Origin of the sequence: Spirosoma lacussanchae, from assembly GCF_005870035.1 — a bacterium.
GTDB lineage: Bacteria > Bacteroidota > Bacteroidia > Cytophagales > Spirosomataceae > Spirosoma > Spirosoma lacussanchae.
This window is the reverse complement of the sequence record NZ_SWJG01000002.1, coordinates 636,288-658,147: the sequence shown is the minus strand read 5'-3', so window position 1 is coordinate 658,147 and position 21,860 is coordinate 636,288. Positions and strand designations below refer to the sequence as shown.

The window sequence follows — 21,860 nt, the reverse complement described above, 5'->3', positions numbered from 1 at the left end:
AGACTAGACAAAAAGCCGTTTGCGAAGCAGTTTGGCCATTCCTTACCTACGACTCCTTCTAATTTCACCCCATTACTAGCTTTTGTCAAGGAATATTTTGATTATTTTTTTGGGAACATTCCCAATTGCTGTTGGGAATGTTCCCAAAAAAAGTTGTACGTTTAAGCAGATATAAGTATCACACAACCCGCTTTATCAGAAAAATACAATTTTATGCAACAACACCTCCCTACTATAGTCGACATTGCCCAACAGCTGGGCATCTCCAAATCGACGGTTTCGCGGGCGCTCACGGGGCATCCCAACGTAAATAGCAAAACCCGTCAGCGCGTGCTCGACCTGGCCGAACAGCTCGACTACCAGCGGAACCAGCTGGCTATCTCCCTGCTGACCAGCCAGACTCGCACGATTGGCATCATCGTACCCGAATTTTTGAGTTTTTTCTTTCCGAAGGTGATCATCGGGGCGCAGGAGGTGCTGGCCGAAGCGGGCTACAACGTGGTAATCTGCCATTCCAATGAATCGTACGAAACGGAAGTTACCAACGCCCGGGCACTGATGGCCAGCCGGGTCGATGGGCTGCTGGTGTCGCATACGAAAGACACCCGTAATTTTGACCACTTCCGGATTTTTCAACGCAAGGGTATCCCGGTCGTCTTTTTCAACCGGGTTTGTGAGGACATGAGCGTGTCGAAGGTTACCGTCGACGATTACGAAGGGGCTTTCCGGGCTGTTGAACACCTGATTCAGACCGGCCGACGCCGGATTGCGCACCTGGCCGGCCCCGACAGCCTTCCCAACAGCCGCCACCGTCTGAATGGCTACCGCGATGCCCTGCGCCACTACCAGATTCCGGAAGAAGCCGAACTGGTCATTTCCTATGATCTAACCCTCGAGAAGGCCAATATCTACGTAAATCATCTGCTCAACCTGCCCCAACCGCCCGACGCACTTTTTGCCGTGAACGACCCTACCGCCATCGAGGCCCTTAAAGTCATAAAAGGCCGGGGGCTGCGTGTTCCCGATGATATTGCCATCGTCGGGTTTAGCAACGACCCGGCTTCAGCTCTGGTAGAACCCGGTTTGACTACCGTAGCCCAGCCCGTCAGCGAGATTGGTCAGCAGTCGGCGCGGCTGCTGCTCCGGCAACTGGCTACCGAAGCAGCAGCCGCGCCCGAAACGGTTATCCTACCTACCGAACTGATCATTCGTAGTTCGACCGTTGGGTGATCTACGCCAGTAGCGCTGTTCGGCAAGCCGGGGCAGTAGCAGCTGGCAGCGCAGGCCCCATTGTTAGTTGAGGGCGTAGCCGGTTCGGAGCGACGATGCGCGCACGACCAACTGCGTTTCCATAATCTTGGTCTCGCGCGGCACGGTAGCGTCGGTCGTCTCGATCTGGCGGAGCAGCAATCGAACGGTTTCGGCGGCCATTTCCTGGATGGGCTGGCTGATGCTACTGAGCGTGGGCGAAAAAAAGGCAGACACCGGCTCGTTATTAAAGCTGACAATTGCCACATCGTCAGGAATCGACAAGCCTTTCTGTTTCATAGCATATATGGCCGGGTAAGCCACCCGGTCGCTGATGGTCACAACGCCATCAGGCGGACTGGGCAGGCTCATCATGGCCAGCGTCTGCACGATGGTATTCTCCTGGGTATAATCGCAGTGAAGGACATACGGACCACCCGCAACGACCCCGTGTTTGGCTGCGGCATCGCGGTAGCCATCAACCCGCTGGTTGCTCAGCAGCAGATGCGCCGGGCCAGCCAGAAACCCGATTCGCCGACACCCCTGCTCAATCAGGTGTTCGGTAGCCTTGAAGGAAGCCGCGTAGTTGTCGACAATGACTTTCGACGCGTCGATATTATCGGCATAGCGGTCGAAAAGCACGAGAGGCACGTTTTTACGAACCAGCCGGTCAACGTGGGCGTAATTGTCAGTATCGCGCGACAACGAAATGATCAGCCCCTCTACCTGGCTGCGAAGCAGGTTTTGAATATTGGTTGTTTCGCGCAGGTACGATTCGTTGGTCTGGGCCACCAGTACACTATACCCCGCCTGCAGCGCGGCTTCTTCGATGCTATTGAGCATGGCCGAAAAGTAGTGGTAGCTCAGGTTCGGCATGATCACGCCAATGGTACGGGTTCGGCTCTTGACCAGGTTTTTAGCAACCTGGTTGGGCTGATAATCAAGCTCCTGAGCCAGCCGGATTACCGCAGAGCGCGTATCAGGGTGAATTTCCGGCATACCCCGCAATGCCCGCGAAACGGTTGAAATTGAGATATTCAACGAGCGGGCAATGTCCTTGATCGTAACGGGAGCGGTTTTCATGGGTGTAATCTACTAAATCAATCGTGCTTTCTCTCCAAGCGGCTGATTCAGGTACGCAGCTCGGGGATAAGCAGGCTTTTTTCAGGTAAAGAAGCATTGGTTTGCTGCTTTACTACGCGTATTGGTACTTTTCATCCTCAATTTTTCTTCCCGTACGCAATTTCCCGTGGTTAGCTGCCTGTTTTTCGGCTGGCCGATTAACTGTATCAACAGTATGAAAACACCCTATTCTCTGATAAACCGGGTGGGGCGGGTCGCCCTGCTGCTCTTCGTCTTGCCTGGCAGTTTGGCCTTTATACCAAACCCGCTATCAGCCCAGTCGGCCAGTCGATCAGCGACGTCGGGGCAGGTCCGGATCACGAACCCGGGTACCACCCCCTGGACCCAGGCTGTACTCGAGATTCCGTGGTCCGTTGTGCAGCAAGCCTATCCCGCCGTAGATACCAGCCAGTTGCAGGTCTTACAGACATCGACGGGTGAGCCGGTGCCGTATCAATTGGAACGGCGGGGTCAGAAAACCGTACAGAACCTGCTGGTGCAGCTGACGGTAGCGCCCAAACAAACCATCCGGCTAACCTTGCGGAAGGGGCAACCAGCTCCCGTTGTCCCAAAAACCTACTGCCGTTTCGTACCGGAGCGATACGATGATTTTGCCTGGGAAAACGACCGGATCGCCTTCCGGATCTACGGCAAATCCCTGAACGGCCGGTCCGACAACGCCTACGGCACCGATGTATGGGCCAAACGAACCAGCCAGCTGGTGATTAACGACTGGTATAAAAGCGGAGATTACCACAAAGACCACGGCCAGGGTCTCGATTATTATCAGGTGGGGCTGACCCTGGGCGCAGGCGACGTAGGCATATGGCTGGGCGACTCCATCAACTACATCCACAATTACACCAGCTGGCAAGTACTGGACAACGGGCCGCTCCGGTCTACCTTCCGGGTTCGTTTTTCGCCCTATCAGTTTGGGCCCATAACGGTCAACACCAGCAAAACGTTTTCGCTGGATGCGGGCTCGCAGCTCAGCCGGATCGAGGTACAGCTGGCCCACACGCATTCGCAGCCCTTGCCGATCGTGGCTGGTATTACCCTCCGGCCAGAGCCGCGCCAGGTACGCTTCGACAGGAGCTCAGGAATTATGAGCTACTGGGAGCCCGCACACGGGAACGACGGTACCCTGGGCATAGGCTGCGTTTTTCCCGAACCGATGGCGACCATGCGTCAGCAGCGCAATCACGCGCTGGCCGGCACAGCCGTACCGTCGGACAAACCCTTCGTCTACTACAGCGGAGCCGCCTGGGATAAAGCCGGACAGATTACTTCGGCAGACGCCTGGTTTGCCTACCTGCAATCATACGCCAACCAACTGCGCCAGCCGCTGGTCATTTCGGCCGAAACTAGCGGTGGTTCGGCTCCCCGAAAAGGCCGGTAACCGGGCTTTTCTGACCTGGGTCTGCACCAGCGGCTATAAAACAGCGAGTCCCGGTTTTGTCAGTAACATTGCTGACAAAACCGGGACTCGTTCATTCAGGACAGTTTATTCGTCCGAACTCACCTTGGGCTTGCGGCCCCGGGGCTTACCGGTATACTCGGTTTTGGCCCCTGGTTGCTCGAACTCAAGCTCGTATCCCGTCACATCTCCTTCATAATCAAAAGGCTGAATGGTAAAGTTGTACTTTGTATTTGCGTAATCGACCCCCTTTTTCTGCAAGATTACACCCAGAGGAATAGAATAACTTTTAGCTCCTTCAACCAATTCGAAAGCATCGGACTCACTCGCCGAACCCGGAATCAGGTACAGCGATTTCAACTTACGCTTTCCTTCCTGAGTACCAATTTTAAACCGGGTTACCTGCGGATCCAGACCCAGCTGTTCAACCGTCTTGTGTGGAAATACAAGCTTGCCCGCTGCCGAAATATAACCTGTCAGCTTAGGTGCTTTAGCTACACTTTTTTTAGCAGGCTGGCTGTTATCCTGAGGAGAGAAAAATTCAATTGATTTTGCTTTCATTGCGACAGAATTAGTGTTTTATCAGTATATCAGTGCAAACGTAATCAATTATTAATAAGTAGCCTTATCCAATCACCCTTAAAATTTTTTAATCTTATTTTTTTCTTTATTTCTTACACATCGGTTCTAAAGTATCAATCTATACAGGTGTATTAATTTCAGCAAATGGGGCGATTGCGTCAATAACAAACTAAACGATGCGACTTCTACCGCCTGCCGTTTATCGAACTAAACCGTTTTACTTTTCAATTTATTCGCCTAATTTAAACAACTATAATTGCCTAAAGCTACCTAAACAAGATTACTCGGTTACTTATATTGAACTGTGTAAAGATGCTTTATGCACGGTTAAAGAACCGGACATTTACCGGCCAATCGAACAAATTGAAATGCGGTCATGTACAAAAAAAATAGCACGCTAACCAGGTTGCTCCGGTAATTAAATGCACCATAGGTTTCAAAAACGCGGTCCTTGCTACGCCAGCAGGTGCTCTTTCTAAACAAAAAAAAACAACGTTCGCTGGCGGATGCGACTACTACGCCCATCACCTGCCAGTCGGGAGTATGACATACCTGGCTGATCTTTCCGCAATTAATTCGTCACAACAAAGTCTATCTAAAGAATATACTTTATTGTAAATTCCTGTTTTCCTGAAATATAATCTTCCTTAACAACAACTAATTATTTTCCAGTTAGCAACCGGGTTACGCATAAGTCATGAATCAGGTCAGGACTTTTTCTACCATTCCACAACTGAGTTAAAAACGGTAGAGATGTCTGAAGTCAGGCGAATGACCCTTTCTAATAAGCTAACTTCTTCGCCAACCGATAACGTCAGCCATCAACGCTGCCGAACTAAAACTGAGAACGACGTACGTGAATAGTTATGCTTCTTTTCTGGGTACGTTTTTTGGTTCGACGGCCTTGTCGGTGCCATGAGTATGACGCGATGTTTTAGCAGTCATATCATACAGTCGACCATTCGCAGTCAAGCTCTAAAGACAATTTAATCAGGCTGATGCCCCTGCGGGTTAGCCTGTTGCTCATCGATCTAAAAACTGTACTTCTAAAAAATAGACGGATTTTTCGCGAAAACAGGCGAATAAATAAATGGTATCAATCCGGTATCGACTGAGAATCGGCTTGACTATTTTGAGGCTGGCACCAAATTTCACGGAGCGCACCCGATTGCCTGAAAACCGGTAAACCAACCCGACTCTTCGCTTTATCAATCTGTCACCTTTTCGGCTTCGCTAATCAGCCGAAGCCCAACCCCTACCCGCATGAAACGAAGAACGTTTATCCGAACAACCAGCCTGCTGGGTGGTGCCTATGCCCTGTCGGGGCCGTCAGTACTGGCCACGGGAGCGCCCCTTACCGAACCGCTCTGGCTCGACGGGCCGATGCGGTGGGCACAGCTGGCTTTCGTTGAGCGCGACCCTGGCCACTACGATCCGGATTTCTGGCTCCGCTACTTTAAACGCATCCATGCCGATGGAGCCTTGCTGAGCGCCGGGGGCGTTGTCGCATTTTACCCGACTCAGATACCGCTGCATCATCGGAGCGATTTTCTGGGCGATACCGACACGCTCGGCTACCTGGTTGAAGGCTGTAAGAAACAGGGTATGAAGATCATGCTCCGGACCGATCCGCACGCGGCCCGGCAGGACGTACACGACGCCCACCCCGACTGGATTGCCGTAACGGCCGATGGCCAGCAGCGTCGGCACTGGGCTAACCCCGACCTGTGGGTAACCTGCGCGCTGGGACCGTACAACTTCGAGTTTATGACCCGGGTCAATACTGAGATCATGCAGCGGTACCAGCCCGAAGGCATCTTCTCCAACCGCTGGGCGGGCCATGACATATGCTACTGCGAGCATTGTACCCGACAGTTCAAACAGGCCACGGGACTGGCCTTGCCGACAAAGATCGACCGGCTCGAACCAACCTACCGGAAGTGGGCCGGGTGGCGTATGACCCGGCTACGGGCGCTGTGGATGCACTGGGACTCGGAAATCCGGAAACAGCGCCCGGCCTCCCGCTTTATTCCCAATGGGTTTCCGGACAAGGTAATGACCGGTAAAGAAGCCGATCTTTTCTTCGCCGATCAGCAGGCCCGGCGCGGTTTAATGGCGCCCTGGGCCAATGGCAAAGGCGCCAAGGAATTACGCGCTACGCTTGGTATGAAACCGCTCATCGGCATTTTCAGCGTCGGCATCGAAGAAGAATTCCGGTGGAAAGACTCGGTACAGAGCGACGCCGAGATCCGTATCTGGGTAGCCGAAGGAACGGCCAACGGCATGCGCCCCTGCTTCGTCAAATTCGGGGGCGATATTTACGACAAACGCTGGATGGAAGCCGTAGCCCGCCTGTACGAAGGCTATCATAAAAACGAGTCTTACCTGCGAAACACAGCGTCGATGGCACGCGTGGGGGTGGTCTATTCCGAACAGACCGACCGTAATTACGGCGGCAAACCCTGGCAGCAGAAAGGCAGTGACCACCTCGACGGTATGTATCAGGCCCTGGTCGAGAGCCGCGTCCCATTCGATATGGTCAACGACCAGCTGCTTACGCCCCGCGATCTGGAGCGATTCAGGCTATTGATCCTGCCCAACACGGCAGCGCTGTCCGATGCCCAGTGTCAGCAGCTGCGGGCTTTCGTTGACGCGGGCGGTAGCCTGATTGCCACCTTCGAGACCTCATTATATACCGAAGACGGTCAGCAGCGGCCCGACTTCGGACTGGCGAGCCTCTTCGGTGTGTCCTACGCCAGTCAGGTAGAAGGCCCCCTCCGCAACAGCTACCTGCAGCTGCGCCACACCCCCGCCGACCGCCAGAGCCAGGCCATCCTGAAGGGCCTGACCGATACGCCCCGGATTATCAATGCCATTCACCGGGTAAAGGTCACCCCAACGATGCCCTTCCCCAGTCCGGTAACCCTCATTCCGACCTATCCGGACCTGCCGATGGAAGACGTTTACCCACGGGTGTCCGAAACCGATACGCGCGAGCTGTACCTGCGCCAGATTGGCCCGTCGCGGGTGGCCTACCTGCCCGGCGACCTGGATCGATCGTTCTGGCAGCTGCTCAACACCGATCATGGCCAGCTGCTCGGCAACGTCATTCGCTGGGCGCTCGGCGAAGAGCCCATTGTGACCGTAACCGGACCGGGCGTGCTCGACATCAACGTATGGCGGCAACGAACATCGATGACCGTTCATCTCGTTAACCTGACCAATCCGATGATGCTGAAAGGCCCCTTTCGCGAACTGATTCCGGTGGCCGCACAGGTAGCTGTTCAGGTTCCGGCAGGCTCTACGGTGACGGGCGTAAAACTGCTCATGAGCGGCCAGATACCGGCCTTCACCCGCCAAAACAACCAGATTCTCGTCACCGTACCCAGTATCCTCGACCACGAGATCGTTGCCCTCGACCTGGTGTAGCCAGGCCCCTTGCTACCCACTTCGACTCAACAACCCGCAACGAAGTTTTTCTACCGCTTAACCAACGCCTGCCCATGGTCTGGAAACAAGTTACCGATCCGTTCAACAACATTATTCTGTCCGTTCTGGTCGCAGCCATCCCGATTCTGTTCATTTTCTGGGCACTGATCATTCGCCGGATGAAAGGGTATCAGGCCAGCCTCATCGCCACGGGTCTGGCTTTACTGCTGGCCATCGGCCTATATGGCATGCCGGCCGGACTGGCGTTACTGTCCGTTGCCCATGGGGCGTTGTACGGGCTGTTTCCGATCTGCTGGCTGGTAATCATGGCCGTTTTTCTGTTCAACATCACCGTAGCCAGCGGCCAGTTCGAGATCATCAAACACGTTATGGCTTCGATTACCGCCGACCGTCGGTTACAGGCCCTGTTAATTGCGTTTTCGTTCGGTTCGTTTCTAGAAGGCACCGCCGGATTCGGGGCGCCCGTGGCCATTACGGCGGCTATGCTGGTGGGGCTGGGGTTCAACCCGCTCTACGCATCGGGTATCTGCCTGATTGCCAATACGGCCCCCGTTGCGTTTGGGTCTATCGGGATTCCCATCACGGTGGCCTCGCAGGTGTCGGGTATCCCGGAGTTACCCATTTCGCAGATGGTGGGCCGCACCCTCCCGATTCTGTCGGCGCTCCTGCCGTTTTATCTGGTAAGCATCATTGCCGGGGTGCGGAAAGCCCGCGAAATTACCCCGGCCCTGCTGGTATCCGGCTTATCGTTCGCGCTGCTGCAATATGCATCGTCCAACTTCCTGGGGCCGGCCCTGCCCGACGTCATTGCGGGCCTGGGTTCTATCCTGAGCCTGATGGTATTTCTGCGGTTCTGGAAGCCCAAAACGATCTGGCGCTTCGACAACGAACCGCCCCCCACTCAGACCACAACCATCCACTATTCGGGCGGGCAGATCATTCGGGCGTGGTCGCCGTTTATCGTACTGACCGTACTCATCATTGCCTGGGGACTTCAGCCGATCAAAGAGGTGCTGAACGCAACCGGTCAGGTACAGTTCGAATTTCCGGGTCTTCATAATGCCATTCAAAGCGAAAGCGGAGCCCTGCTACCCAAGCTATTCAAGCTTAATTATCTGTCGGCGGCTGGTACGGCTATCCTGCTGGCGGCTCTCATTGCGCTGCCACTGGTTGGCTTACCCTACCGGCAGGGACTAACGATTTTTGGCGCCACGCTTAGCCAGCTGAAATTCCCGATCCTGACGGTAGCGGCCGTGCTGGGGTTTGCGTACATCCTCAACGATTCGGGCATTACCCTCACGCTGGCGCGGGTGCTGGCCAGCACAGGCGTTCTGTTTCCATTCTTTGCGCCGGTGCTGGGCTGGCTGGGCGTGTTTATCACCGGTTCAGACACCTCGGCCAATGCGCTCTTCAGTAAACTCCAGTATGCTACGGCCGAATCGATCGGGGTCGATCCGGTCGTGACGGTGGGGGCTAACGTATCGGGCGGGGTTGTTGGTAAAATGATCTCTCCGCAGTCTATCGCCGTGGCTGCGGCTGCCGGCAACCTGGTTGGTCATGAGTCGCAGCTGTTCCGATTTACGGTCAAACACAGCTTTTTCATGCTGCTCTTCATCTGTTTCATCACCCTGGCGCAGGCCTATCTGATCAGCTGGATTATTCCGACCTATGAGCTGACCGACGTAAAAAATACCCCGACTCCGCCCAATCCAACGAATGGCTACCCGTATCTTGTCGGCCTGGCGGTTCTGTTGGCCGGGCTGGTATCGGTTATTCTGCGGACGGCCAAACCAGCGGCCCCGGCCAGTGCATCGACGGAAAACTAGCAACGAGAAATCAACTACGTACTATGAAGATTGTCGTACTCGATGGGTATACATTAAATCCGGGCGATTTGTCCTGGGAAGGGCTCGAGAAACTGGGCGAGGTAACAGTATATGACCGAACCTCTGCGGATCAGGTGCTGGAACGCGCCCAGGATGCCGACATTCTCCTAACCAACAAAACGCCCCTGGGCGAAACCGTGCTGAAGCAGCTGCCCGCCCTCCGGTACATTGGCGTGCTGGCTACGGGCTATAATATTGTCGACGTACAGACCGCCACCGAAAAGGGGGTCGTGGTGACCAACGTACCGGGCTACGGAACGGCGTCGGTGGTGCAGCTGACCTTTGCGCTGCTGCTCGAGCTAACCCTGCACGTTCAGCGCCACAGCGATTCGGTACGAGACGGCAAGTGGGCCCGCTCGGCCGATTTCTCGTTCTGGGACTATCCGCTGATCGAACTGGCCGGTAAAACGATGGGTATCATCGGGTTCGGAAGCATTGGCGAAAAAGTAGCCGATGTAGCCACGGCCTTCGGCATGACCGTTATCGGCTCCAAACGCCACCGGACAGACCAGTCGCACCGCCCTAATTTTCGATGGGCCGACATTCCGGACTTGCTGGAGCAGGCCGACGTAGTCAGTATTCATACGCCCCTCGTTCCGGAAACCAAAGGCCTGATCGACCGCCAGAACCTGGCCCGCATGAAGTCTACGGCCTTTCTGCTCAACACCTCCCGAGGGCCTGTCGTCGTTGAACAGGACCTGGCCGACGCCCTCAACGAAGGTGTCATTGCCGGGGCCGGTATCGACGTCCTGTCGACCGAACCACCCGCGGCCGATAACCCGCTGTTCAGCGCCAAAAACTGTCTCATCACGCCCCACATCGCCTGGGCTACCCAGGAAGCCCGCGCCCGACTAATGGAGATTGCGGTCAATAATCTGGCGGCTTTTCAGACCGGAAATCCGGTTAACCAGGTACGTTCCTGAACAGGCCGCTGGCCCTTATAGCCTATGCATATTCTCATTGCGCCTAACGCGTTCAAGCACAGCCTGAACGCACCGGAAGTGGCCCTGGCTATTCAGAACGGCCTGTTACAGAGTCGTCTCGACTGCGTCTGTACCTGCTTCCCGATTGGCGATGGGGGTGACGGAACGGGGTCGCTGCTGGTAGACCAGCGTCGGGGAAAGCGGATGCCAGCCACGGTTGCTGATCCGTTCGGTCGGCCCATTACGTCGTCGTTCGGGCTGGTTGACGAGGGCCAGACAGCCATTATCGAAATGGCCGATGCCTCGGGGCTACGCCTGCTGCCAACTCACGAGCTGAACCCGCTGCGGGCTACATCGTTCGGTACGGGTGAGCTGATCCGACACGCGCTCGACGAAGGCGCCACCCGGTTCGTGCTGGCGGTTGGCGGGTCGGCCACGGTCGATGGTGGCACCGGCATCCTGCGCGCGCTGGGCGTCCGGTTTCTCGACGCCACCGGTGCGGAACTGACCACGCCCGACCAGCTGACCGCCCTCGCTCACGTCGACACGGCCGGGCTTGACCCCAGGCTCCTGACCAGCGACCTGGCCATTCTTTGCGATGTCGACAATACGCTGGTCGGACCGGCGGGAGCAGCCGCGGTGTTTGGCCCCCAGAAAGGCGCCACGCCAGCCGATGTGCAGCGTCTCGACGCAGGCCTGGCCCGCCTGGCCGAAGTGGCCCGGCAGCAAACGGGAGTCGACATGGCTGCGGTCAGGCATGGCGGAGCGGCCGGGGGGGTAGCTGCTGGCTTGCACACCTTTCTGCGCGCCAGCCTCGTCAACGGTATCGATTTTTTTCTGACGTTCACCGGCTTCGACCGCTTTCTGGAAAAAGCGGATCTGGTCATTACCGGCGAAGGGAGTATCGACGAGCAGACCCTGCACGGCAAAGGGCCCTACGGGGTGGCGTTCCGGGCCAAACAGCAGCAGCTGCCCGTTATCGGGCTGGCCGGCCGGATTCCGCTGCAGCCCAGTGAAGCCCTTGGCCAGTACTTTGATACGCTGCTCGCCATCGGTCACGAACCCACCGACCTGCCTGCCGCCTTCCTGCATACCGAAATAAATCTGACGCGTACTGCCCGGCAACTGGGGAATATGCTGGCTGCTCACGGGCCGGTATCGTCGCCCTAAAAACATACGGGAACAGAAAGCCGCTGTAAGCAGACCCTCCGTTCCCGTCTCCCGGCGTTCGGTCGAACTAGCCCAACCGAAACACAGGCGATTGGTGGCGCTCGACGCGGATCGTTTTGACCACGACCTCGTCGCCGATGGTTACCTCGATGTGGTACGTACCTTCGGTAATTTGCGTCAGATCGAACGTCTGATGAATTCCCTTCCGAAGGCCCACCCGGCTGGTATACAGCGTGCCTTTGCGGTCGAAGAGTTTGATGACAGCGCTGCCATCGTGCTGACCAACCGACAGTTTAAGCTTGCCGGCTTCGGTTAACCAGATCGCCATCTTGTTGGTTACGACATAGGTTGCCGTTTCCCGGGACAGGGTTTTGTCGTCGGTGTTAGGGGCCGTGCCGAGTGTGCAGGCGAGAGCAAGGGCAAAGAAAGTGTTCATCGGTAGTTGTTGTTTAGAGGATGTTTCAGCCGCCGAATCCGTTTCGCCGGTCTGATGGATCAAAGATGGCAGATGCCCGCTCCCAACCACAATCGCTACCCGCTGGGATGCCGCTACTACTGGTTGAAGCCGACGAAAACAGGCCTGAACTGTAACCAGCCCCCTCTGTTCAGGCGGCCCTACCCGGTCATTCGATTCCAAGCCGTTGTGCGCTCTGGAGCGCGGGCGGTTTTCATTCAGCGGCTACGAAAAACCCCTGCGGATCGGGAAGCTGTAACGCCGATGCCGCAGGGGTACGAAAAGAGCAGGGCCGCTTACTGGGCCTGCCAGGTCATCACCATCTTCATGTCGGTACCGTCGCCCGATTCGGTGGCAATGGTTGCTTTCAGCTGGCTCCCCGACACGTCGAGCACCTTCCATTCGGTTACGTCGGTGGCATCGCCATTGGCAACGATTCGCAGGATTCGGGTTTGTGGGTTGTACGTCCAGGTACTCGGGCCGTAGTTCGTGGGGCTGTCGTCGCCGGTATTCGGGCAAACCTTGGCGCCCTCGCTGCCCGACAGTTTCCCGTTCTTTTCAAAGATGATGGTGTTGTCGCGGGCGCAGTCGTCCATGAACTTCAGCAGATCGCTATCCAGCTTACCGTCCCCGTCGAGGTCGATAGCCGGGTCGAAATTCAGAGCCACCAGACGCAGGTTTTTCCCTGCGCAGGCCAGCGTAGACCCGCTACCACCATCGGGCGTAACGGCCTCTTCGGCATCTTTTTTACAGGAAGCGGTCAGGAGCAACAGGCCAAACAGGGCGGTTTTGAGGGTAAAGAGGAAGGTTGACGTTTTCATTAGTCCAGTTGTTTTTGGTTTTGGTTAGTCAGCCCATCGGCGAACTGACGATGCAAAGATGGCCCTGGCTCTACCCCAACCGGAACTGCCAGCCGCATGAACCGGCATAAGTTGCGGATGAACCCGCACAAGCTCCCGTTCAACTGGCCAGATCCCGTCTATATGGCTAAAAACAGGCTTTTTCCGCGCGGCTTCGCCCGCTTTACCGCTTCATCTGCGAAAAGTACCCGTTGACTTACCTAAAATGACAGTTGATGCATACGACCATCGACAAGGGCTACCGGCAGGTGGTAGGTTTGTGCCAGCATTGCCGCTCCGACGGCTTTCACAAACCTCTTTTCAACCGCCAAACAAACAAATACTCATGATTATCTCCTGTACCCGTATTGCCCTGTTCGCCCTTATGGCCGTGACCCTCGGCACCGCCGGACCAGCCCTGGCGCAGCAACCCGCCCGCAAAGCCACCCCTGCCAAACCGACCGTCACCACCCGCCCTGCGTCGACAGCGCCACGCACCGCAGCTGCCCAGCCGGTGGCCTCGACCCAAAAACCGGTAGTTACCCAGACCAGTGCCCCCGCTGCCCAGGCTACTGCGGCACCAGCCCCGAAAACCAGCCCCTCGGTAGCTCCGCGTCCGGCCGCTTCGGCGCAGCTGGCCCGTCAGAAATACCTGAACCTGGGCATCGGCCTGGCCGCTTACTACGGTGGCGGCTTACCTCTGGGGGCTTCGTTTGAAGTCGACATGAAAAACAATATATCGGTCGGCGGCTCCGTCGATTACCTGCGCTACGGTTATAACTCGGGGGGCTATAAGTGGAACTACACCTTCATCTACGCCGGTGCGCGGGCTTCGTACCACCTGGGAGAGCTGCTGAGCGTAGAAAATGACAAGTTCGACCCGTACGTTGGCGCTACGCTGGGCTTCCGATACGCCGGCTACCGCGATAATTACGGCTACAACGATTACGTAAGTCCGTACAATAGCGGTCTGTTTCTGGGCGTACACCTGGGAAGCCGCTATATGTTCAGCGATAAAGTGGGTGGTTTTGCCGAAGTTGGCTACGGTGTGTCAGCACTACGCCTGGGAGTTACCGCCAAGTTTTAATCGATTCTCATACCCACCCGACAGGACCGGCCCGAACAGAGCCGGTCTTTATCATTCTGGCTGTCGGTCTGGGGCGCATCGAAGCGGCAGGTATCTGAACAGTTTAGCCTGTACGTATGTATATAGGTAGACAATGGTAACTACCCCATCCATGATCAGCCGCATACGCCAGAAAGAAGCAGTAGCCGTACGCGGTTGGTACCCCCTACTCTTTACGGGCCTTTTACTGCTGCTGGCAACCACCGGCTTTGCCCAGCGGCAGCGATTGCTGGATCGTAATGCCATCGGCTGGTACGTGTATAACGGCGATTATAACCTGACCAGGAAGTGGGGTATCCATGCCGAATATCAGTGGCGCCGGATCGATCTGATCCGTAGCTGGCAGCAGTCGCTGGCGCGGCTTGGCGTCACCTACGCCCTGTCGGACCGGGTGTCGCTGGCGGGGGGCTACACGTATTTTGTGACCTTTCCCTTCGGCGACTACCCACAGGCCGACCTGGGCATCCCCTATCCCGAACACCGGACTTACCAGGATATCGAACTTCAGGACACCTACGGACGACTTACGCTGAGCCACCGGTTCCGGCTCGAACAGCGCTGGCTGGCCGAACAGGCCGAAACCGCGTCGGCCGAGGGGCCCGTCGGCCGCATCATCAGCTGGACTTTTCAGAACCGGGCTCGCTACCAGGTTTCGGGCGATCTGGCGCTGGATGGCCCCACCATCGACGATCAGGAGTTTTACCTGAATTTCTTCGACGAACTGTTCATTGGCTTCGGCCGAAACGTGGGCGAGAATGTCTTCAACCAGAACCGAATTTCGGGCGGACTGGGCTATCAGTTCAAAAACGGGTTTCAGCTGGAACTGAACTACCTCAACCAGATTCTCCAGCATGCCGAACTAGATGCGGCTTCGGGTCAGTCGGTGTTTGAAATCAACAACGGCTTCCGGCTCAACCTCAACCATACTTTCGACTTCAGCCGGAAGTAGGTACTCTTTCTCTGTTCTCCCAGCGAATGTGGTCAATCGGGCCATAAAGCCCTTATTGATCGGCAGGTTACTGACAGCCCTCACTCAGGGCTTCGGCAAGTTGACGGTCTAGCTTTACAAGTTGGCACCAACTTGCAACGACACCCTACGGCCGAGTTTCCACTCGTCACGCTCCGCAGCTATGCATCGGAAGCGTTAACCACCCAACTTCTGCGGTTATGGCCACCTCTGGTGGCCCCTTCACACTTCGCCAGTTCAGCCTCCCTTTCAACCGCTTCAGGACGCTCATCTGTCGGTTGGCCCATCTGTCACTTCGCTGGGCCACAGCGCCCTGCCAACTTTGTATCACCGGCCGGCCACAAACGAACCAGACGGCCCCAATCCTCTTTTTACAACCGCTTCGGCGACAACCCAAAACACAACAATACCGATGAAACGTCTACTCCATTTCCGACTGGTCTGGCTGGCTCTCTTGTTGAGCGCCACGCTGGTTACCGCCTGTAAAAAAGACAATGTCGTTCCGCAGCCCACCGACCTGTCTGACCGCGTAGCGGGCACCTATACGTATTCTGAGCTAAGTTCAAACGGCCAGACACTTCCCGCCGACGAAACCAATCTGCGCGGAACGGTAACCATTAGCCGCCAGACCGCCACCACCGTACGCATCGCCTTTGCTATATCGCTCCGGAACGGCAACCCCTTTCTGAACGACGTGCTGAACGACGTAACCGTTCGGGAAAATGGCAACGCCTTCACCTACGAATACAGCGGTCAGACGTTTGCCCAGGGCAAAGCCAACCAATTCGTGGTCAACGGCCGCGACACCGCCAACAATCCGTTTACGCTCACCGCTACCAAATAACCCGAATCTTCCTCTTTTCCTTAATCTCATGAAATCACCCAGAAACTACCTGCTCCTGCTGCTGACAGCGCTTACGCTGGGCAGCTCGTTAACCAGTTGCGCTACCGTATTTGGCGGACGCGTCACCGAATCGCAAAAACGCAGACCCATGCCGGGCGAACCCCAGCGCCGGGTACGGGCGGGCGCGCTGGTTGCCGATATTCTGCTGTTCCCGCTAATCAGCATTCCGGTCGATTTCGCCACCGGAGCCATCTATAAGCCTAAGCCAGCCGTTGCTCGGCAGGCCCCACCATCACAACCCGTGGCAACGACCACTCATCGACGAAACTAAGTTAGGTTAGGTTAACGCTCAGAATCCCCGGCGCACTTGTGTCGGGGATTTTTGTTACTGCCTTCAGCCAGGCGGAGAGGGCATTTGACTGGCATAAACACCATAATAAACGTCAGCTTAGTATAAACACTTAAACTTTCCTTTTAATTAATTGTAATATTAGGGTCTGTTTCTAGAGAGAATACCTACACATGTCTGATTCATCGGCCCCCAGTACCTTATCGGATGATGTGCTGTGGGAGAAGCTACGAACGGGAGATAAGCAAGCGTTGGGTTTACTGGCGGAGCGGCACTACCGCGCCCTATTTCATTACGGCACCAAATTAACGACCAATCACGCCCTCATTCAGGACTGTATTCAGGACCTGTTTCTGACCGTGTGGGAAAAGCAGCAGACCATTCCGGCGCTGCATTCGGTCAAGGCTTATCTCTTTGTTTCACTGCGTAATAACGTCTTGCGCCAGGTAAAACAAAACGGCACCAACACCGATGTGGATACCGACCTGATGGTTACCGACTGGCTCGCCAACCCCGAAACGCTCTACGTACAGGCCGAACACGAACAATCGCTGCACGAGAGCCTCCGCCAGGCGCTCGAACGGCTCCCCAAACGGCAGCGCGAGGCCATTTACCTCCGCTATTACGAAAACCTGAGCTACGAAGAGATCGCAACGGCCATGGGGCTCAGCCGGCAGGTCGTGGCCAACTACCTCCAGCATGCCCTGCACAACCTCCGCGACCACTGGCAGGACCTCTCTTACGCCCTGTTTTTGCTGTCGTTCCTGCTATAAATTTTATTTTTTTACAAAATTTTCATACCCGGCGATTACTTTTTCGGCCCGGCCGACTCCTCGTGCTACAAGCGGCACCGAAGCCCCTTGAATAGACCGGATAACGGCCTTGACTCCGCAGGATTTCATTGACAACGAATCGTTTCGCCGGTGGGTATTCGCTAACCCACCCGACGAAGCCGCGTACTGGCCGCTTTACCTGGCCCAGCACCCCGAGCAGCAGGAAAGTGCCGACCTGGCGCGAACCTTCCTGCTCACGGCCCGGGGCGAGCTCCCCCCGGTAACCGACCAGCAGATCAGCGACGCCGTAGGTCAGCTTCTGTCGGCGGCCCCATCCCAGCGCCCGACAGTGATCCGCTCGCTAACGGGCTGGTCAGGCTGGCAGCCGCTCCGGGTGGCCGCTTCGGTTGCGCTGCTGCTGACGGCAGGCGGGCTGGGCTGGTGGTACTGGCAGCAGCAAACGCAGCCGATAACCAGCCAGACGGCGCAGGTGACACCCCGGGCCGATGCCCTGATTGAGATCAGCAACACGCAGGCGGCTCCCCGGCTGGTGAAGCTGGCCGATGGGAGTCTGGTCGTTCTGCAGCAACACGCCCGCGTTCGGTATCCAACCCGGTTCAACGGTTCCCGGCGCGACGTTTACCTAACCGGGAAGGCCTTTTTTGAAGTGGTCCGCAACCCCCAGCAACCGTTTCGGGTGTTTGCCCGCGAGTTAACGACCGAAGTGCTTGGTACCAGCTTTCTGATCAGTGCCCCCGAAACGGGCGGCACGGTCAATGTAGTGGTCAAAACCGGGAAGGTGACCGTATCGACGAACCCGGACTTCGCCAGTCGGTCGACCCGCCACCGGCCCCAGCCAGCTGCTGTTGTGCTGTTACCCAACCAGCAGGCTACGTTCTCGACCGATGATGCGCGCCTGGTAAAGAGCGACGTGAATCGGGCTATGGCGACTACGCTTCCGGCCACCACCCAGGCCTTTTCGTTCCGGCGCACGCCCCTGCCAATCGTGCTCGACGCATTGGCCAAAGCCTATGGCATCGCTATCCAGTACGATCGGGAATCGCTGTCGGGTTGTACGCTCACCGCCCGGCTCGACGATCCGTCGCTGCTGGCCCGGCTCGACATCATTGCCGCCAGTACCGGCTCGACCTACGCCCTCCAGGACGGCCAGCTCGTTGTTCAGTCGGCGGGCTGTCGATGACCTTGTCTTTTCTTTTCACCCCGTACTCAACTCCATCCATGAAGCAACCGCTACTCCATCGCTCCTGTCACCGCTGGCTCATGCGACTCACCCTGCTGCCGTTTCTCTTACTCACCAGCCTTGTAGGCACCCTGCTGGCCGAACCCGTTCGCGGCCAGAACCCGCTGAAGCGTACGGTTAGCCTGTCGATGGCCAACCAGCCGATCGAGACCATACTGGAGCGGCTCGAAAAGGTAGTCGACGTTCAGTTTGCCTATAGCTACGAACTGATCCGGGCCGACCGGCGGGCCAGCCTGAACGCCCGGAACGAGCGGCTCGAAAAGGTCCTGAACGACCTGCTCAACCCGCTGCAGATCGACTATGCCGTAACGGGCAGCCGACTGATCATCCTGCGCCCGAAAGCGGGTGAGGCCGTACTGGCACCCGCCACGGACTTCCGGGCTTCGGTAGCCCCCGACGCTCCCGCTTCGGTCGACCGAACCATTACGGGTACGGTCGTTGACGCCAACAACCAACCGATACCAGGGGTTAACCTGGTTGTCAAAGGCACCCGAACCGGTACCAGCACCGATGCTCAGGGCAACTTCCGGATTGCGGTGGCCGACGATCAGGCCGTTCTTCAGTTTTCGTCGGTGGGTTATCTGGGCCAGGAGGTTTCGGTAGGCAGCCGCAGTACCCTGACCGTTACGCTGGTTGAAGACAACAAATCACTCTCAGAAGTGGTGGTGGTCGGCTACGGCACCCAGAAAAAGTCGGACCTGACGGGTGCGGTATCGACGGTAACGGCCAAGGATATTGACCGGCTACCGGTAGCGGGTATCGACCAGGCGCTGCAGGGAAAATCGTCAGGCGTACGGGTTACCCAGGCCACGGGCGCACCGGGCGAGGGCGTAGCTGTACGGATTCGGGGGGTCGGCACGATCAACGACAACAGTCCGCTTTTCATCATTGACGGGGTGCCAACAAAAGATGCGTTCAGCGTGCTGAATCCGGCCGATATCGAAAGCATGTCGGTGCTGAAAGATGCATCATCGGCTGCGATCTACGGCGCACGGGCGGCCAACGGGGTTATCGTTGTTACGACCAAACGGGGTAAAACCGGCGCTCCCCGGGTCATGTTCAACGCCTACTCGGGGATTCAGCAGCACGGTCGGCTGATTCCGATGGCCAACGCACAGGAATACATCAGCATTTACAACGAAGCGGCCACCAACGACAACGCCACGATCACCAACCCCAGCCTGCAACGGCCCCTGATTCCGACCTCGCTCCAGGTACCCGATACCGACTGGCAGCGGGCGATCTTCCGCCCCGCCCCCATCCAGAACTACCAGCTGTCGATCAGCGGAGGCACCGAACGCTCCCACTACCTGCTGTCGGGCAATTACTTCGACCAGCAGGGTATCATTCTTAACTCCGGCTACAAACGCTACGCCCTCCGCACCAGCGTCGACACCGAGATTGCCCGCAAAGTCAGGATCGGCACCAACCTGAACATTACTTATTCGCAACGGTCCATTGTCGGCAGCTCGGGCGATGGCTACGGCGGCAACGGGGGCAGCATTGTCCGGTATGCCCTGTTCCATACGCCCGCCACCCCGATCTATGACCAGAACGGCGACTATGCCGACCTGCCCCAGTTCCCGGCTTTCTTCGGCGATGGCTACAACCCGGTGGGTCTGGCCGAGAAACAGGACAACAAGGAACAGCAGTACCGGGTTTTCGGCGATATTTTCGGCGAGTGGCAGATACTGAAAAACCTGCGGTTCCGGACGGCCGGCGGACTCGACCTCAACATCGTTAACCGCAAAACTTTCAACGAAAACTGGGGCACCAACAACCGCATCAACAGCCCCTCTACGCTGGTAAACCGGTTCAGCCCGGCCAGCACCGTGACCTGGAACAACACGTTTAACTACAACCTGACCCTGGGTACCGACCATCAGATCAACGCCCTGGCCGGCACCGAAGCCATCCGCAGCGTCAGCCGCGACATTGGCGGCTCGGACCGTAACTTCATTGACCAGGTCGCCAACCTGCGTTACCTCGGACAGGGCGCCGACATTACCGGCCGGCAGTCGTTCGAAGGGGATTCACGCTGGGCCCTGTTCTCGCTCTTCGGCCGGGTTAACTACGCCTACAAAGACAAATACCTGGCGTCGGTCAACGTTCGGCGCGACGGCTCGTCGCGCTTTTCGCCCAGCAACCGCTACGCCAATTTTTACTCGGGCTCGGTTGGCTGGAACATTGATCGGGAGGCCTTTTTTCAACCCCTCGCCCAAACGATCTCTCAGTTAAAAGTACGGGCCAGCATCGGCCAGCTGGGTAACCAGGACATTGGTAACTACCCGTACGCGTCGCTCATTGGTAGCGGCTTCAACTACGTGCTGGGCGCCAGTCCGCAGCCGGTGGCCGGGTATGCCGTCGTGAGCCGGGGCAATACGAACGTGAAATGGGAGTCCTCGACCCAGGCGGATATTGGTCTGGAAATCGGGGTACTTCAGAACAAGCTTCAGCTTACGGCCGATTATTTCGTAAAGCAGACGTCCGACATCCTGGTGCCGATACCAGTGCCGCGCTCGGGAGGCAGCGCGGCCGCTCCTTACGTCAACGCCGGCAAGGTAGAAAACCGGGGGCTGGAGCTGGACCTGATCTACCGCGACAAGAAAGGCGATTTCTCGTATGACATTACGGCCAACGCGTCGTTCATCCGCAACCGGGTTCTCTCGCTCAGCGATGGGCGCCCTATTCCCGGTGGCCGGATCGACAATGGGGTGTTTGCTACGCTAACCGAGCCGGGCCATCCGATCGGGTCTTTTTACCTGCTTCAACAGGACGGCATTTTCCAGAACGAAGGGCAGATTTTCACCAGCGCTTTCCAGGGCAATACCATCCGCCCCGGCGACGTCCGGTTCGTGGACACCAACGGCGACGGGCTCATCACCCAGCTCGACCGGTCGCACGTGGGTAGCCCGATTCCGACGCTGACCTACGGGCTGACGGCCAACCTGCAATGGAAAAACTTCGACCTGTCGGCCTTTTTTCAGGGCGTATCGGGCAATAAGATTTATTACCAGGTGGCGACCGACATCGAAGGGTTTTACCGGGCCTTCAACGTCACCAAACGCGTTGTCGACGGTCGGTGGCGGGGCGAGGGAACCAGCAACAGCCAGCCGCGTGTGTCGTGGAGCGGATCGGCCAACAACAAGCAGCCCTCCACCCGTTTTCTGGAAGATGGCGCCTACACCCGCCTGAAAAATCTCCAGATTGGCTATAACCTGCCCGCCACGCTCGCCAAAAAGTTTGGATCGACCGGGCTTCGGGTTTATCTGAGCGGACAGAATCTGTTCACCCTGACGAAGTACCCCGGCCTGGACCCCGAACAGCAGAGCAGCGACAACCTCAACAATGAACAGTTCCGGGGCGACGTAGCCGTAGGAATCGACTGGGGCACCTACCCCAGCGCCCGCATCTACACGGCTGGATTAACGGTTAGTTTTTAGCGCCAT

The 21,860-nt window shown here is 57.0% G+C and carries 17 protein-coding genes; 13 read left to right on the top strand and 4 right to left on the bottom strand.

What is annotated here, in order from left to right; translation table 11 throughout:
* Window positions 1–213: 213 nt before the first annotated feature.
* A complete protein-coding gene (locus FBR45_RS13105; protein WP_138502991.1) occupies window positions 214–1,230 on the top strand; it encodes a LacI family DNA-binding transcriptional regulator in 1,017 nt (338 codons plus the stop codon).
* Between the two features lie 63 nt (window positions 1,231–1,293).
* On the opposite strand, the gene FBR45_RS13100 is transcribed toward FBR45_RS13105, so the two are convergent.
* Window positions 1,294–2,331 carry a LacI family DNA-binding transcriptional regulator gene (locus FBR45_RS13100; RefSeq protein WP_138502989.1) on the bottom strand — a complete coding sequence of 346 codons (1,038 nt, stop codon included), beginning with the start codon at window positions 2,329–2,331 and terminating at the stop codon, window positions 1,294–1,296.
* 214 nt (window positions 2,332–2,545) lie between these two features.
* Between FBR45_RS13100 and FBR45_RS13095 the strand changes: the two genes are divergently transcribed.
* Entirely contained in the window at window positions 2,546–3,769 is a 1,224-nt protein-coding gene (locus FBR45_RS13095) for a DUF4861 family protein (protein ID WP_138502987.1), read from the top strand.
* Window positions 3,770–3,874: 105 nt separating this feature from the next.
* Here FBR45_RS13095 and FBR45_RS13090 read toward each other — a convergent pair whose 3' ends face one another.
* On the bottom strand, window positions 3,875–4,348 hold the full coding sequence (locus FBR45_RS13090) for a hypothetical protein (protein WP_138502985.1): 474 nt from the start codon (window positions 4,346–4,348) through the stop codon (window positions 3,875–3,877).
* A 1,284-nt stretch (window positions 4,349–5,632) separates the two neighbouring features.
* Between FBR45_RS13090 and FBR45_RS13085 the strand changes: the two genes are divergently transcribed.
* From FBR45_RS13085 to FBR45_RS13070, 4 genes are all read left to right on the top strand, one after another.
* Window positions 5,633–7,798 carry an alpha-amylase family protein gene (locus FBR45_RS13085; RefSeq protein ID WP_138502983.1) on the top strand — a complete coding sequence of 722 codons (2,166 nt, stop codon included), beginning with the start codon at window positions 5,633–5,635 and terminating at the stop codon, window positions 7,796–7,798.
* Window positions 7,799–7,872: 74 nt separating this feature from the next.
* Complete coding sequence (locus FBR45_RS13080) at window positions 7,873–9,645, top strand: L-lactate permease (RefSeq protein ID WP_138502981.1); 1,773 nt, start codon at window positions 7,873–7,875, stop codon at window positions 9,643–9,645.
* A gap of 23 nt (window positions 9,646–9,668) precedes the next feature.
* Complete coding sequence (locus tag FBR45_RS13075) at window positions 9,669–10,628, top strand: D-2-hydroxyacid dehydrogenase (protein WP_138502979.1); 960 nt, start codon at window positions 9,669–9,671, stop codon at window positions 10,626–10,628.
* A gap of 24 nt (window positions 10,629–10,652) precedes the next feature.
* Window positions 10,653–11,798, top strand: a complete 1,146-nt coding sequence (locus FBR45_RS13070) for a glycerate kinase (protein WP_138502977.1) — start codon at window positions 10,653–10,655, stop codon at window positions 11,796–11,798.
* A gap of 67 nt (window positions 11,799–11,865) precedes the next feature.
* Here FBR45_RS13070 and FBR45_RS13065 read toward each other — a convergent pair whose 3' ends face one another.
* Entirely contained in the window at window positions 11,866–12,234 is a 369-nt protein-coding gene (locus tag FBR45_RS13065) for a hypothetical protein (RefSeq protein ID WP_138502975.1), read from the bottom strand.
* A gap of 314 nt (window positions 12,235–12,548) precedes the next feature.
* Window positions 12,549–13,073: a hypothetical protein gene (locus tag FBR45_RS13060; protein WP_138502971.1), complete on the bottom strand. Its 525-nt coding sequence runs from the start codon at window positions 13,071–13,073 to the stop codon at window positions 12,549–12,551.
* Between the two features lie 364 nt (window positions 13,074–13,437).
* Here FBR45_RS13060 and FBR45_RS13055 point away from each other — a divergent pair, with 364 nt between their 5' ends.
* From FBR45_RS13055 to FBR45_RS13025, 7 genes are all read left to right on the top strand, one after another.
* Window positions 13,438–14,178, top strand: a complete 741-nt coding sequence (locus FBR45_RS13055; RefSeq protein WP_246082221.1) for a hypothetical protein — start codon at window positions 13,438–13,440, stop codon at window positions 14,176–14,178.
* A 151-nt stretch (window positions 14,179–14,329) separates the two neighbouring features.
* On the top strand, window positions 14,330–15,166 hold the full coding sequence (locus FBR45_RS13050; RefSeq protein ID WP_138502969.1) for a DUF2490 domain-containing protein: 837 nt from the start codon (window positions 14,330–14,332) through the stop codon (window positions 15,164–15,166).
* Window positions 15,167–15,596: 430 nt separating this feature from the next.
* Window positions 15,597–16,028 (top strand): hypothetical protein, encoded by a 432-nt coding sequence (locus FBR45_RS13045; protein WP_138502967.1) that lies wholly within the window; start codon window positions 15,597–15,599, stop codon window positions 16,026–16,028.
* A 28-nt stretch (window positions 16,029–16,056) separates the two neighbouring features.
* Window positions 16,057–16,359 (top strand): hypothetical protein, encoded by a 303-nt coding sequence (locus tag FBR45_RS13040; protein WP_138502965.1) that lies wholly within the window; start codon window positions 16,057–16,059, stop codon window positions 16,357–16,359.
* 191 nt (window positions 16,360–16,550) lie between these two features.
* On the top strand, window positions 16,551–17,150 hold the full coding sequence (locus FBR45_RS13035) for an RNA polymerase sigma factor (protein ID WP_138502963.1): 600 nt from the start codon (window positions 16,551–16,553) through the stop codon (window positions 17,148–17,150).
* A 109-nt stretch (window positions 17,151–17,259) separates the two neighbouring features.
* Complete coding sequence (locus FBR45_RS13030) at window positions 17,260–18,351, top strand: FecR domain-containing protein (protein ID WP_138502961.1); 1,092 nt, start codon at window positions 17,260–17,262, stop codon at window positions 18,349–18,351.
* Window positions 18,352–18,389: 38 nt separating this feature from the next.
* Window positions 18,390–21,854 (top strand): TonB-dependent receptor, encoded by a 3,465-nt coding sequence (locus tag FBR45_RS13025; RefSeq protein WP_171044884.1) that lies wholly within the window; start codon window positions 18,390–18,392, stop codon window positions 21,852–21,854.
* Window positions 21,855–21,860 lie beyond the last annotated feature (6 nt).

Bases quoted from the DNA above. Each gene is read 5' to 3' on its own strand.
- FBR45_RS13105 (WP_138502991.1), top strand. From the start codon at position 214: ATGCAACAACACCTCCCTACTATAGTCGACATTGCCCAACAGCTGGGC.
- FBR45_RS13100 (WP_138502989.1), bottom strand. From the start codon at position 2,331: ATGAAAACCGCTCCCGTTACGATCAAGGACATTGCCCGCTCGTTGAAT.
- FBR45_RS13095 (WP_138502987.1), top strand. From the start codon at position 2,546: ATGAAAACACCCTATTCTCTGATAAACCGGGTGGGGCGGGTCGCCCTG.
- FBR45_RS13090 (WP_138502985.1), bottom strand. From the start codon at position 4,348: ATGAAAGCAAAATCAATTGAATTTTTCTCTCCTCAGGATAACAGCCAG.
- FBR45_RS13085 (WP_138502983.1), top strand. From the start codon at position 5,633: ATGAAACGAAGAACGTTTATCCGAACAACCAGCCTGCTGGGTGGTGCC.
- FBR45_RS13080 (WP_138502981.1), top strand. From the start codon at position 7,873: ATGGTCTGGAAACAAGTTACCGATCCGTTCAACAACATTATTCTGTCC.
- FBR45_RS13075 (WP_138502979.1), top strand. From the start codon at position 9,669: ATGAAGATTGTCGTACTCGATGGGTATACATTAAATCCGGGCGATTTG.
- FBR45_RS13070 (WP_138502977.1), top strand. From the start codon at position 10,653: ATGCATATTCTCATTGCGCCTAACGCGTTCAAGCACAGCCTGAACGCA.
- FBR45_RS13065 (WP_138502975.1), bottom strand. From the start codon at position 12,234: ATGAACACTTTCTTTGCCCTTGCTCTCGCCTGCACACTCGGCACGGCC.
- FBR45_RS13060 (WP_138502971.1), bottom strand. From the start codon at position 13,073: ATGAAAACGTCAACCTTCCTCTTTACCCTCAAAACCGCCCTGTTTGGC.
- FBR45_RS13055 (WP_246082221.1), top strand. From the start codon at position 13,438: ATGATTATCTCCTGTACCCGTATTGCCCTGTTCGCCCTTATGGCCGTG.
- FBR45_RS13050 (WP_138502969.1), top strand. From the start codon at position 14,330: ATGATCAGCCGCATACGCCAGAAAGAAGCAGTAGCCGTACGCGGTTGG.
- FBR45_RS13045 (WP_138502967.1), top strand. From the start codon at position 15,597: ATGAAACGTCTACTCCATTTCCGACTGGTCTGGCTGGCTCTCTTGTTG.
- FBR45_RS13040 (WP_138502965.1), top strand. From the start codon at position 16,057: ATGAAATCACCCAGAAACTACCTGCTCCTGCTGCTGACAGCGCTTACG.
- FBR45_RS13035 (WP_138502963.1), top strand. From the start codon at position 16,551: ATGTCTGATTCATCGGCCCCCAGTACCTTATCGGATGATGTGCTGTGG.
- FBR45_RS13025 (WP_171044884.1), top strand. From the start codon at position 18,390: ATGAAGCAACCGCTACTCCATCGCTCCTGTCACCGCTGGCTCATGCGA.